Below are 12221 nucleotides of genomic sequence, written 5' to 3' on the forward strand. Positions count from 1 at the left end.
CGGGGCCCATACTTTACTGCATCGGCAGTTGCTCGGGGAGCGCCGGGGTTCTCACCTGAGGTTGCGCAGCCTGCGACTTCGGGTCGCCGGGCAGTGGCGTCAGGCAGCGCAGCGCGCTGTTCGGGTTACGCACCCGGCGCATCTCGCGGGCGCCGCCATGGATGACCGCGAACCGATAGACCCAGGCGACCAGGCGCGGCATGCCGGCTTCGAGCAGCATGCGGTGAAAGAGTTCATCCGCCTCGGCCTTGGTCACCGGGGCGACGTTGAGGAACTGGTACAGCGCGTCATGCACCAGGCTCGCATGGTGGGCTACCGGCCAGAACATCAGGCGCTGCTTCTGCTGGCCGCGGCACAGGTACTGCACCGGCTCCAGGTGGTCCCACCAGTCGGGCGTGCCGAAGGTGGCGATCCAGTAGAAGGGTACCTTGGGCGAACAGCCGTCCCAGGCGTAGGTGCGCTGGCAGGAGAGGTCGTAGCTCACGGTGCCGGCGTCCAGATCCACGCTGGCCGGGCCGGGGTTGATGATGATGCGGCCGTCGTGCACCACCAGCCACTCGCTATAGAAGAAGCGGCCCTTGAAGGTGGCGTCCTCACGCACCAGCGGGAAGTCGATGTAGTTGATCCACGGCCCGCTACGGTCGCGGCTGCAGAAACCCCATTGCTTGATCGAACGCTGGCGCGCGGCGGCGACCCGGCGCAGGCGCTCACGGCGGCCAATGCAGCGCGGCAGCAGTACGCCTAGATAGACCGGCAGGGCGCCCAGCAGCAGCGGGCGAACCGCCAGCGGCAGGAACAGCCAGGCCAGGGCGACCAGCGCAACGCCGAGCGAGGTGACCACCAGGTTGTCCAGGTGGCGCAGCAGTGGGCGGCGCAAGGGAGGTCGGCGTTGCATGGCATCCGTTCCAGGCGGGGGAGGGGGCATGATAGCGCTTTGATATTTGATACGCCCGTTCCGGATCGGTCATACAAATACTTCGGTGATTGCCCAATGGGCGTTTCGGGGGCCGCCCGGAGCAAGCCGTTGAACGAATATGTCGCAGCCCCGTAAGCGAGCGGTAGCCCACTACCGATAAGCTCGGCGAATCGATGACCGCCCGGTCGGGACGGTCGATCGAGGGTCACACTGCCCAGATACATCTGTGATCCCCTCAAGACGCACAAGCGAACTACGCTCAATCCAATAATTCGAGCCCAGCGGAGTAACACCATGGCGTTCTTCACCGCAGCCAGCAAAGCCGACTTCCAGCAACAACTGCAGACGGCCCTGGCGCAGCACGTCGACGACAAGGGCATGCCACAAGTGGCCCTGTTCGCCGAACAGTTCTTCGGTTTCATCGCACTCGACGAATTGACCCAGCGCAGGCTGTCCGACCTGGTCGGTTGCACCCTGTCGACCTGGCGCATGCTGGAGCGGTTCGACCCGGCCCAGCCCGAGGTGCAGGTGTACAACCCCGATTACGAGAAGCACGGTTGGCAGTCCACCCACACCGCCGTGCAGGTGCTGCATCCGGACCAGCCGTTCCTGGTCGATTCGGTACGCATGGAACTGAACCGCCGTGGCTACAGCATCCACACCCTGCAGACCAACGTGCTGAGCGTGCGCCGCAACGGCAAGGGCGAGTTGCTGGAGATCCTGCCCAAGGGCACCCATGGCAAGGATGTGCATCAGGAATCGCTGATGTACCTGGAGATCGACCGCTGCTCCCACATCGGTGAACTGCGGACCCTGGAGAAATCCCTGCTCGAAGTGCTCGGCGAGGTTCGCCTGGCGGTGGCCGACTTCCCGGACATGCGCGCCAAGGCCGAAGACCTGCTGGCCTGGCTGGGCAAGTCCAAGTCCAAGGCGCGCGCGGAAGAGACCGCGGAGGTGCGCGCTTTCCTCGAGTGGCTGCTGGACAACCACTTCACCTTCCTCGGTTACGAGGAATTCACCGTCGCCGACGAGACCGATGGCGGTCGCATGGTCTACGACGAGAAGTCCTTCCTCGGCGTAGCCAAGCTGTTGCGCACCGGCCTCAGCCAGCAGGAACTGCACATCGAGGACTACGCGGTGGCCTACCTGCGCGAGCCGCTGCTGCTGTCCTTCGCCAAGGCCTCGCACCCCAGCCGCGTGCATCGCCCGGCCTACCCGGATTACGTATCGATCCGCGATATCGACGCCAAGGGCAAGGTGCTGCGCGAGTTCCGCTTCATGGGCCTGTTCACCTCCTCGGTCTACAACGACAGCGTGACCCAGATCCCGTCGATCCGCGGCAAGGTGCTCGAAGTCGAGCGTCGCTCCGGTTTCGACGCCAATGCCCACCTGGGCAAGGAATTGGCGCAGGTGCTGGAAGTGCTGCCGCGCGACGACCTGTTCCAGACCTCGGTGGACGAACTGTTTGCCACCGCCATGTCCATCGTGCAGATCCAGGAACGCAACAAGATCCGCCTGTTCCTGCGCAAGGACCCTTATGGCCGCTTCGCCTACTGCCTGGCCTACGTGCCGCGCGACATCTATTCCACCGAGACGCGGATCAAGATCGAGCAGGTCCTGCGTGACCGCCTGAAGGCCAGCGACTGCGAGTTCTGGACCTTCTTCTCCGAGTCCACCCTGGCCCGCGTGCAGTTCATCCTGCGCGTCGACCCGAAGAACCGCATCGACGTCGACGCCGCGCAGCTGGAGCAGGAAGCCATCCAGGCCTGCCGCTCCTGGCAGGACGACTACGCCGCGCTGGTGCTGGAAAACTTCGGCGAAGGGCAGGGCAACAACCTGCTGGAAGACTTCCCGAAAGGCTTCCCGGCTGGCTACCGCGAGCGCTTCGCCCCGCACTTCGCGGTGGTGGACCTGCAGCACCTGTCCAGCCTGTCGGACAAGCGTCCGCTGGTGATGAGCTTCTACCAGCCGCTGGCCCAGGGTGAGCAGCAGCTGCACTGTAAGCTGTACCACGCCGATTCGCCGCTGGCGCTGTCGGACGTCCTGCCGATCCTGGAGAACCTCGGCCTGCGCGTGCTCGGCGAGTTCCCCTATCGCCTGCGCCACAGCAATGGCCGCGAGTACTGGATCCACGACTTCGCCTTCACCTACGCCGAAGGCCTGGACGTCAACATCCAGGAACTCAACGAGACCCTGCAGGACGCCTTCGTCCACATCGTCAACGGCGATGCCGAGAACGACGCCTTCAACCGCCTGGTGCTGACCGCCGGCCTGCCGTGGCGCGACGTGGCGCTGCTGCGTGCCTATGCCCGCTACCTCAAGCAGATTCGCCTGGGCTTCGACCTGGGCTACATCGCCAGCGCGCTGAACGCCCACGTGGATATCGCCCGCGAACTGGTGCGTCTGTTCAAGACCCGCTTCTACCTGGCCCGCAAGCTCACCGCCGAGGACCTGGACGACAAGCAGCAGAAGCTGGAACAGGCCATCCTCGCGGCACTGGACAATGTCCAGGTACTCAACGAAGACCGCATCCTGCGGCGCTACCTCGACCTGATCAAGGCGACCCTGCGCACCAACTTCTACCAGCCGGACGCGGCCGGGCAGAACAAGGGCTACTTCAGCTTCAAGTTCAATCCCAAGGCGATTCCGGAGATTCCGCGACCGACGCCCAAATTCGAAATCTTCGTCTACTGCCCGCGGGTGGAAGGCGTGCACCTGCGCTTCGGCGACGTGGCCCGTGGCGGTCTGCGTTGGTCCGACCGCGAGGAGGACTTCCGCACCGAAGTGCTGGGCCTGGTGAAGGCGCAGCAGGTGAAGAACGCGGTGATCGTGCCCACGGGTGCCAAAGGCGGCTTCATCCCGCGTCGCCTGCCGGTGGGCGGCACTCGCGATGAAATCCAGGCCGAGGCCATCGCCTGCTACCGGATCTTCATCTCCGGCCTGCTGGACGTGACCGACAACCTCAAGGAAGGCAAGGTCGTGCCGCCGGCCAACGTGGTGCGCCACGATGCCGACGACCCCTATCTGGTGGTGGCGGCCGACAAGGGCACCGCAACCTTCTCCGACATCGCCAACGGCATTTCCGCCGAATACGACTTCTGGCTGGGCGACGCCTTCGCCTCCGGCGGTTCCGCCGGCTACGACCACAAGGGCATGGGCATCACCGCCCGTGGCGGCTGGGTCTCGGTGCAGCGTCACTTCCGCGAGCGCGGCATCGACGTGCAGAAGGACAGCGTCACCGTCATCGGCATTGGCGACATGGCCGGCGACGTGTTCGGCAACGGCCTGCTGATGTCGGACAAGCTGCAGATGGTCGCGGCCTTCAACCACATGCACATCTTCCTCGACCCGAATCCCGACCCGGCGGCGAGCTTCGCCGAGCGCCAGCGCCTGTTCAACCTGCCGCGCTCCAGCTGGGCGGACTACGACGCCTCGCTGATCTCCGCCGGCGGCGGCATCTTCCTGCGTAGCGCGAAGAGCATCACCCTGACCCCGGAAGTGCGTGCGCGCTTCGACATCGATGCCGAGCGCCTGACCCCCACCGAGCTGATCCACGCGCTGCTCAAGGCACCGGTGGACCTGCTGTGGAACGGCGGCATCGGCACCTATGTGAAGTCCAGTGATGAAACCCACGCTGACGTCGGCGACAAGGCCAACGACGGCCTGCGCGTAGACGGCCGCGACCTGCGGGTGAAGGTGGTGGGCGAGGGCGGCAACCTCGGCATGACGCAGCTGGCGCGGGTCGAATTCGGTCTGAACGGCGGCGCCTGCAACACCGACTTCATCGATAACGCCGGTGGTGTGGACTGCTCCGACCACGAGGTGAACATCAAGATCCTGCTCAACGAGGTGGTGACTGCTGGCGACATGACCAGCAAGCAGCGCAACAAGCTGTTGGCGGAAATGACCGACCAGGTGTCCGACCTGGTGCTGGGCAACAACTACAAGCAGACCCAGGCGCTGTCCCTGGCTGAGCGCCGCGCCCGCGAGCGCATCGCCGAGTACAAGCGGCTGATGAGCGACCTGGAAGGCCGCGGCAAGCTGGACCGGGCGCTGGAGTTCCTGCCCACCGACGATGCCCTCGCCGAGCGCATCGCCGCAGGCCAGGGGCTGACCCGTGCCGAACTGTCCGTGCTGATTTCCTACAGCAAGATCGATCTGAAGGAACAACTGCTGGGCTCGCTGGTACCGGACGACGACTACCTGACCCGCGACATGGAGACGGCCTTCCCGCAGACCCTGGTCGATACCTTCGGCCCGGCCATGCGCAAGCACCGCCTGAAGCGCGAGATCGTCAGCACGCAGATCGCCAACGACCTGATCAACCACATGGGCATTACCTTCGTGCAACGCCTGAAGGAGTCCACCGGCATGACGCCGGCGAACGTGGCCGGCGCCTACGTGATCGTGCGTGATGTCTTCCACCTGCCGCACTGGTTCCGCCAGATCGAGGCGCTGGACTACCAGGTGCCGGCGGAAGTGCAGCTGACCCTGATGGACGAGCTGATGCGTCTGGGCCGCCGCGCGACCCGCTGGTTCCTGCGCAGCCGCCGCAACGAGCAGGATGCCGCTCGCGACGTGGCGCACTTCGGCCCGCGCATCGCCGCCCTCGGCCTCAAGCTCAACGAACTGCTCGAAGGCCCGACCCGCGAGCTGTGGCAGGCGCGCTACCAGGGCTACGTCGACGCCGGCGTGCCGGAGCTGTTGGCGCGTATGGTCGCCGGTACCAGCCACCTCTACACCCTGCTGCCGATCATTGAAGCGGCGGACGTCACCGGCCGCGACCCGGCCGATGTGGCGCGCGCCTACTTCGCCCTGGGCAGCGAACTGGAACTGACCTGGTACCTGCAGCAGATCAGCTCCCTGCCGGTGGAGAACAACTGGCAGGCGCTGGCCCGCGAAGCCTTCCGCGACGATCTGGACTGGCAGCAGCGGGCGATCACCGTGTCGGTCCTGCAGATGCAGGACGGCCCGGCGGAGATCGATGCGCGCGTGCTTCTCTGGCTGGCACAGCACGCTCCCATGGTCGAGCGCTGGCGCACCATGCTCACCGAGCTGCGTGCCTCCAACAGCACCGACTATGCGATGTACGCCGTCGCTAACCGGGAGCTGCTCGACCTGGCGCAAAGCAACCAGCACGGTGTGTGCATCCCTTGATGCACACCGCTCGTTGACCCTTTGATGCTCCAGCCCCGCCTAGTGCGGGGCTTTTTTTCGGGTGCGGACTCGTGCGTGAAGGAAGTTGTGCGGAATCGTCAAAAACATCGCGGAGAAGCCCCGCTCCTACGAGAACCGTGCGGGGTTCGACCTGTAGGGGCGGACTCTGTCCGCGATCCGGGGTAATCGTAGGGCGTATAACGTTCGACGTTATACGCCGCTTGGCCTTGATTTCAGGGCGCTCCGGGCCTGGCCCTGGAGTCGGTGACGGACGCACGGTGTAACGGCGTACAACCGCGAACGGTTGTACGCCCTACGTGTTTCACACCTGCAGTTCGCGTTCGAACTCGGCCGCTCCCGAAGTGCTGACCGCCAACAGCAGCAGCCGATACTGCCACTTCTGATGCGCACGCCACATCAGCCCGCGCGCTTCGCCTTGTTCGATGCTGCCCTGCTTGACCACATCCCAGGTGCGATAGAGGTAGCGCAGCAATTCCAGCAGCTCCTTCTCCGGCCACTGGCAACCATGCTTTCTCAGCAGCACCCGCATGTTGTCGAGTTGAAAGGCCTCATGCTCCGCCTCCAGGTCGCACAGCTCCGGAATCGCATCCATGGCCTGCCAGAGGGCGCCGTAGCCGGAGAACTCCTGCTCGACCTCATCGATCATTTCACCCAGCGCGTCCCAGGTTTCGATCAGGCCCAGTCCGCTCTCGAAAATAGCCTTTTCCCGAGCGCGAATAGCGTCCAGCCATTGCTGCCCCAGGCGATACACGATCGCTTCCTTGTTGGGGAAAAAGCGGTAGAGCGAGCTGATGTCGATGCCGGAGCGCTCGGCAATGGCATTGGTGTTCAGCAGGGGCATGCCGCCCTCCTTGAGTAACGCCAGCGTTGCCTGCTCGATCTTCCTGACGATTTCCAGGGTGCGCTGCTGGCGCGGCTCGCGGCGCATCTTCAAGTCTTGCGGAATCATCCAATGCCCAGCCTCATCTTTCACTGCCGCGCATTTCACATTGACCTGCCCGAGAGAGTCAAACCGGAACAATTGACGCTCCGGGGGCAACGCTGGTAGAAGTTTAAATTACAGTAATTACTGTAATTTAACTGGAGAATGTATGCGGCTCAAACCAAAACAACACCTGACGCTGTCCTCCCTCGTCCTGCTCTCCGGGCTCGCCGGATGCAGCCAGACGCCAGCCCCGGACGCCGGCAACCCTGACAACACGGTGTACCTGAACGGTCAGATCTATACCCAGGATGCCCAGCGCCGGAAGGTCGAAGCCATCGCCGTGTCGAATGACAAGTTCGTCTATGCCGGTAGCCGGGAAGGCGCGGAGGGCTTCATCAGCCAGGGGTATCGCGTGGTCGACCTGGGCGGCAAGATGGTCCTGCCCGGTCTGCACGACAACCACATTCACGTCATGGGTGTCGTCCCGCTGGACGTCTGCGACCTCGAAGGCAAGAGCGTCAACCTCGATCAACTGGCCAGCAAGGTGAAGGAGTGCCTGCCGCGCTACGCCAGCGAGCCGGGCGCCTGGCTGAAGATCGAGCAGTGGGTTCCCTACGAGAACAACGAGCCGACCGATACCTACAAGACCATCCGCCAGGCGCTGGATGCAGTGGCTGACGGCCATCCGATCGTCCTTTCCGGTGTCGACGGCCACGCCAGCGCCTACAACTCGAAGGCCTTGAGCATGGCGCAGGACGACAGCGGCAAGGTCGTTGGCTTCAACGCGAAAAGCCTGGGCAAGGGCGGCGTGTTCGCCGAGCTCGCGCCCTATGTCAGCCTGGACAGCGGGGTGGTCCGCGATGCGGCCAAGGAAAAGATTCCGGTCGGCAGCTTCGACATGTTCGCCCAGGAAGTAGGTGATCCGCGCGGCGAAGCCATTTACGGCGCCATCCTGCCGAAGGTCGCGAACGTCATGGCGCAAAGCGGCATCACCAGCATCCAGGATGCCTGTGCCAACGATTTCATCCGCGAGCAACTGGTGAAGATGCAGCAGCAGAACCTGCTGAACATGCACGTCACGGCTGCCACCTGTTTCATCTCCGATGACTACAAGGGCAAGGTGGATATCGTCGGGCACCTGAAAAAGGCTCGGGAAGTCCGCGACTCCTTTGCCGGCAATCCGCTGATCAAGGCGGATGCGGTGAAGATCTTTGCCGACGGTGTGCTCGAAGGCGACCCCTTCAGCAAGCCGCCGTTCTCACCCAACGCCGGCATGCTGCATCACTACCAGAAACCCCACCTCAAGCAGGATGAAGAGACCGGCGCCGTCACCGTCACCCAGGATAGCGAGGAGACGAAGAACAACGGCATCGTCAATTACAAGGAGGAAGACTTCAAGAATTACGCCAGTGCGCTGGATGCCGATGGCTTCAGCATCCATGTCCATAGCGTAGGCGACCGTGCCACTCGTGTGACGATCGATGCGCTGGAGGCTGCCCGGCAGCGCAATGGCGACCGCCACATCCCGCACACCATTGCCCACCTGCAGATGGTCCATCCGGATGACCAGAAACGTCTGGGCGAGTTGGGCACCTACCTCACCTACACCTACGCCTGGATCAACGAGCAACCCGAGTACGACATACTGATCACCCCATTCCTCGAACCGAGCAAGAAAGGCCAGGACATCAACGACCTGCTCTACAACCCGAAGAATTACACCTGGAATGCCGTTTACCCTGTCGGCAATACCGCCAAGGCTGGCGCTGTGCTGGTGGCGGGGAGCGATGCTCCGGTGGATACGCGCGACCCGCGGCCTTTCATGAACATCGCTGCCGGCATCACCCGCGCCATCCCCGGCAAGCCGGCCTACAACCCTGAGCAGAGCGCCACGCTGGAACAGATGCTGGACGCCTACACCATCAACGGTGCTCGCGCTGTTCGCCAGGAAAAGCTCATGGGTTCGATCGAGCCGGGCAAGTCCGCCGACTTCATCGTTCTGGACCGAAACCTGTTCGATCTGGTTCAGCAGGGCACCCCGGAAAAGATTGCCGAGACTCAGGTCATGCAGACGGTGTTTCGTGGCAAGACGGTCTACAGCCAATAGACCAACATCTCCCGCAGTGGGGATGAGCCCTTGCGGCTGATGCCAGCCGTTCGAGGGTTCCCTGGCGTGGCGTTGGTTGCGGGAAATCAGAATCCGATGCCTGAACGGGCATCGGATTTTTTATGCGCAGGTCGTGCGTATCTGAATGAGCGGCCCTTCGCTGTCGTAACCGATGCGTCTGCTCAGCTGCCGCTACGCCCGCCGTCGTGCGGCTCGGTCAGCGCACGGCGGTATTTGGCATAGAGATCGTCGGACATGTTGCTGGCGCCCAGGATCTTCAGCGCGAAGGATTTCACTTCGGCATCGCTGTAGGGCTGCTGCTGCGGCGCCGGCTGGCTGCTGCAGCCTGCCAGCCAGAGGGGCACGGCCAGGGTGAGGAGGGCGAGGGCACGGTTCATGGTTTTATGCACGCAGGGAGGCTCGGGGCGGATGTCAGGCTAGCAATCGCACGGATCGAGCAGAAATCATCCCGTTTGATAGTGAGTATCGTTATGGCGACTTCCGACTCCTGGAGCTGTCAGAAGGTTCCCTTCCTGCGGCGTTTTCCAACGATTGCGGATATCCTTCGCGGCTGTTCATCCCTTCTCAGGACTCCTCCATGAAAGCGCAACTCGTCGAACTCCTCACACTGATCAGCTCGGGCTGCCTGGGCGAGGCGGAGATCGAGCAGATCGCCGACGAGGCCGCCCAGGCCTATGCCGACCCGGAGGCCTTCCACGCGGCCAACCCGGAAATCAACTACGACGACAGCTTCCCGATTCCCCTGGGGGAGTGGGTGGTGGTGGGCAGCCTGCCGGAAATCGTGCTGTTCCAGGGCGACAGCTTTGAGGAACTGTTCACGGAGATTCGCGCCTCCTTCGACCCGAGCGTCAACTTCGTCCTGCAGGCCAAGCAGCTGCGCAAGGCCGAACCCCTCGCCGCGCTGAACCGCATCCAGACCCAGCTCGGCGCGCTTTATCCCGAAAAGGGCGGTTATGTACTGGTGGACTTCAGCGAGCCGCTGGATGACGAACTGCAGTGCGTGCTGGTCTACCGCGAAGACCTCGAGCGTGTCATGGCGCTCTGCGTGGAGATCGGCATTCCCGCGGCGCCGGCGCTCGAGGCTGCGCAGGAAGCTGCTCAGGAATGATCGAAGTCCTCGCCTGACGGACGAAAGCTGCCGATGTGGGTCGGCAGCCAGCGGTAATAGAAGTGAAAGGCGAACAACCGGGGATGCCGGCAAGTGCAGAGCGTTGCCTGCTGATCGAGCTCCGGCGCTTGCATGTGCAACAGACCGATGCGCTGCAACTCCCGCAGAGCCTGGCATTCCTCCCACACGAGCAATACCTGTCTGCCGCGCGCCAGGTCGGCCGCGTGCAGGCAGATTCGCGGAAGCAAAGGCAGGTTCATCGATGGGGGACGGTGCGCTTGAGCATCGCACTCAGGTCCACAAGGCGATGACCGCCGATCATGCGTGACGGCACCTCGCCGAGGTCGATCCATTGCTGCACTACGGCCAGCCGGTCACTCATGCCGATCAATTGAGCAAAACGCTTGGGTGTCAGGTAGTACTTGCCTTCGATGAGGTCCGGGGAGAACGATTCTTCCACTTTCATGCTGCATCCTGCACCATCGGGAATCGCTCGAACCGACAGGTTCGAGCCCCTGTTGATGCGGGAATTTATCCCGATTATTAGGACTTTATAACTGGGTTTTGCAATCTCGGACGCGGATTACACATGGTAAAGAAACGTTTCCTGTTCACTGCAGGAGAAAGGCTACGGGCGCTTCGTGCGCTGACCGGCCTGTCGCGCCGCGCATTTTCCGAAACAGTCGGAATGAAAGAGAAAGATCTGGAGAATATCGAGTACGGCAACCAACGTATGCGTGACGAGGACTTCCAGAAGGTCTGCAGCGAGTACGAGGATTTCAGCCGGTGGATCACCTACGAGGGGCCAATTGATTCCACGGAGGTGACCTGGAAGGTTGCCGACTCCGCCCAGCGCGCGGCGGTTTATCTGGTCCAGCGCCATCCGCAGTTGCTTGCCAGCAGCGATCTGAGCCTGGAAGAGTGGCAAGCGCGCCACCGCGAAGTGCTGGACAGCCTGTGCGAGGAAGAGCGGCGGATCAACGAGGAAGACGCCGACGCATAGTGCGGCGGCTATCGGCCAACCTTGCCGATGCGCCGCAGATAGTCGATGACGTCCGGTGCGCCCGCTTCCCGCAGGCCCTGGCCAAAGGTGTCGGACTGCGGATGGTCTTTGGGCAATAGCAGGCTTTCCGGGGTTTCCGTGTTGAACAGGCCGAAGCGCGCGTAAGGCATGCCGGTGTCCAGCAGCAGGCCCATGAACGCCGGGTCGCTCCAGGCCTGCGCCGGCATCGCCAACATGTGGAAGCCGTTATCCAGCTCATCCAGCACTGCTGTGCGCAGCTCGAAGCACTGAATGATCGCCGGCAGGGTGATCTCCAGTCCGCGCCGCCGGGCATAGACCACGGCGCTGGCCATCTCGTAGGCGTGATTGTCGTCATCCCAGAACAGCCGGTCGCCATGCCAGCTGGCACGCCGTAGCTGCAAGGTGGCCTTGCGCTCGAAACCGGGCAGCGCCTGGCCGAGCACCCGAGTGAAGTCGTTGTAGCTGATGATCCGTACCTTGCGGCCATTGTCGCTCTGCGCCAGTTCCTCCAGCGTTGCCAGGGGGCTGTCCTGCAGGGCTCGCTGGCACAGGCCGTCGAGCGTGCGCAGGTCGAGAGATGGTTGTTCCTCACTGTGGCTGCTGACCAGGCGCTTGAGTACCGCGTGGATGCGCGCCTTGTCTTCCTGCACCGGTCCCGACAGTGCGCCGCGTGGCAGGTCGATCAGGCGATGGAGCGGCGTTCCGGACTGCCAGCCGATGCCGCTGGCGCAGGCTTCGATGGCTTTGAACGGCAGCGACAGCATGCGGCTGCGTTGCGCGACGTTATGCGCATCGGCGCCGCCAAGCCCCAGGCGCTGGGCAAGGCTGGCCAGGCGGCTGGTCATGCTGCGGTGGCGAGGGGGCTGGCTCATGTGCGACGCAAGACTCCCGATGGCCGGATGGTCAGTGCAGGAAGCGCCGGAGAGGATGCACGGCGAATTG

10 protein-coding genes are annotated in these 12221 nt (G+C 63.4%); 4 read left to right on the top strand and 6 right to left on the bottom strand.

Annotated elements, in window-relative coordinates; genetic code table 11:
• Nucleotides 1–13 precede the first annotated feature (13 nt).
• Nucleotides 14–895: a DUF1353 domain-containing protein gene (locus O6P39_RS08665; RefSeq protein ID WP_275610946.1), complete on the bottom strand. Its 882-nt coding sequence runs from the start codon at nt 893–895 to the stop codon at nt 14–16.
• A 315-nt stretch (nt 896–1210) separates the two neighbouring features.
• Between O6P39_RS08665 and O6P39_RS08670 the strand changes: the two genes are divergently transcribed.
• A complete protein-coding gene (locus O6P39_RS08670) occupies nt 1211–6073 on the top strand; it encodes an NAD-glutamate dehydrogenase (RefSeq protein WP_275610947.1) in 4863 nt (1620 codons plus the stop codon).
• A gap of 322 nt (nt 6074–6395) precedes the next feature.
• Here the strand turns inward: O6P39_RS08670 and O6P39_RS08675 are convergent, their stop codons facing one another.
• Nucleotides 6396–7115: a TetR/AcrR family transcriptional regulator gene (locus O6P39_RS08675; RefSeq protein ID WP_275610948.1), complete on the bottom strand. Its 720-nt coding sequence runs from the start codon at nt 7113–7115 to the stop codon at nt 6396–6398.
• A 70-nt stretch (nt 7116–7185) separates the two neighbouring features.
• Here O6P39_RS08675 and O6P39_RS08680 point away from each other — a divergent pair, with 70 nt between their 5' ends.
• Nucleotides 7186–9126 (top strand): amidohydrolase family protein, encoded by a 1941-nt coding sequence (locus O6P39_RS08680; protein ID WP_275610949.1) that lies wholly within the window; start codon nt 7186–7188, stop codon nt 9124–9126.
• 182 nt (nt 9127–9308) lie between these two features.
• Here the strand turns inward: O6P39_RS08680 and O6P39_RS08685 are convergent, their stop codons facing one another.
• The gene (locus tag O6P39_RS08685; RefSeq protein WP_275610950.1) at nt 9309–9524 is read right to left on the bottom strand and encodes a hypothetical protein; all 216 of its coding nucleotides are present in this window, start codon (nt 9522–9524) and stop codon (nt 9309–9311) included.
• A 200-nt stretch (nt 9525–9724) separates the two neighbouring features.
• On the opposite strand from O6P39_RS08685, the gene O6P39_RS08690 reads away from it, so the two are divergent.
• The gene (locus tag O6P39_RS08690; protein WP_275610951.1) at nt 9725–10255 is read left to right on the top strand and encodes a hypothetical protein; all 531 of its coding nucleotides are present in this window, start codon (nt 9725–9727) and stop codon (nt 10253–10255) included.
• Here O6P39_RS08690 and O6P39_RS08695 read toward each other — a convergent pair.
• Together O6P39_RS08695 and O6P39_RS08700 are read right to left on the bottom strand one after the other, a co-directional pair.
• Complete coding sequence (locus tag O6P39_RS08695; protein WP_275610952.1) at nt 10246–10515, bottom strand: hypothetical protein; 270 nt, start codon at nt 10513–10515, stop codon at nt 10246–10248. The two genes, O6P39_RS08690 and O6P39_RS08695, sit on opposite strands and share 10 nt — an antisense overlap.
• A complete protein-coding gene (locus O6P39_RS08700) occupies nt 10512–10721 on the bottom strand; it encodes a DNA-binding protein (RefSeq protein WP_275610953.1) in 210 nt (69 codons plus the stop codon). The genes O6P39_RS08695 and O6P39_RS08700 overlap by 4 nt, the downstream gene beginning before the upstream one ends.
• A 123-nt stretch (nt 10722–10844) precedes the next feature.
• On the opposite strand from O6P39_RS08700, the gene O6P39_RS08705 reads away from it, so the two are divergent.
• A complete protein-coding gene (locus O6P39_RS08705; protein WP_275610954.1) occupies nt 10845–11258 on the top strand; it encodes a hypothetical protein in 414 nt (137 codons plus the stop codon).
• 8 nt (nt 11259–11266) lie between these two features.
• Here the strand turns inward: O6P39_RS08705 and O6P39_RS08710 are convergent, their stop codons facing one another.
• Nucleotides 11267–12151 carry a DUF6685 family protein gene (locus O6P39_RS08710; protein ID WP_275610955.1) on the bottom strand — a complete coding sequence of 295 codons (885 nt, stop codon included), beginning with the start codon at nt 12149–12151 and terminating at the stop codon, nt 11267–11269.
• Between the last annotated feature and the right edge of the window lie 70 nt (nt 12152–12221).

The sequence above is a fragment of the Pseudomonas sp. PSE14 genome, from assembly GCF_029203285.1.
GTDB lineage: Bacteria > Pseudomonadota > Gammaproteobacteria > Pseudomonadales > Pseudomonadaceae > Pseudomonas.

What these genes read in the sequence shown, in the direction of transcription:
- O6P39_RS08695 (WP_275610952.1), bottom strand. Translation starts at nt 10,515, where the DNA reads ATGAACCTGCCTTTGCTTCCGCGAATCTGCCTGCACGCGGCCGACCTG.
- O6P39_RS08710 (WP_275610955.1), bottom strand. Translation starts at nt 12,151, where the DNA reads ATGAGCCAGCCCCCTCGCCACCGCAGCATGACCAGCCGCCTGGCCAGC.
- O6P39_RS08665 (WP_275610946.1), bottom strand. Translation starts at nt 895, where the DNA reads ATGCAACGCCGACCTCCCTTGCGCCGCCCACTGCTGCGCCACCTGGAC.
- O6P39_RS08685 (WP_275610950.1), bottom strand. Translation starts at nt 9,524, where the DNA reads ATGAACCGTGCCCTCGCCCTCCTCACCCTGGCCGTGCCCCTCTGGCTG.
- O6P39_RS08690 (WP_275610951.1), top strand. Translation starts at nt 9,725, where the DNA reads ATGAAAGCGCAACTCGTCGAACTCCTCACACTGATCAGCTCGGGCTGC.
- O6P39_RS08705 (WP_275610954.1), top strand. Translation starts at nt 10,845, where the DNA reads ATGGTAAAGAAACGTTTCCTGTTCACTGCAGGAGAAAGGCTACGGGCG.
- O6P39_RS08700 (WP_275610953.1), bottom strand. Translation starts at nt 10,721, where the DNA reads ATGAAAGTGGAAGAATCGTTCTCCCCGGACCTCATCGAAGGCAAGTAC.
- O6P39_RS08680 (WP_275610949.1), top strand. Translation starts at nt 7,186, where the DNA reads ATGCGGCTCAAACCAAAACAACACCTGACGCTGTCCTCCCTCGTCCTG.
- O6P39_RS08670 (WP_275610947.1), top strand. Translation starts at nt 1,211, where the DNA reads ATGGCGTTCTTCACCGCAGCCAGCAAAGCCGACTTCCAGCAACAACTG.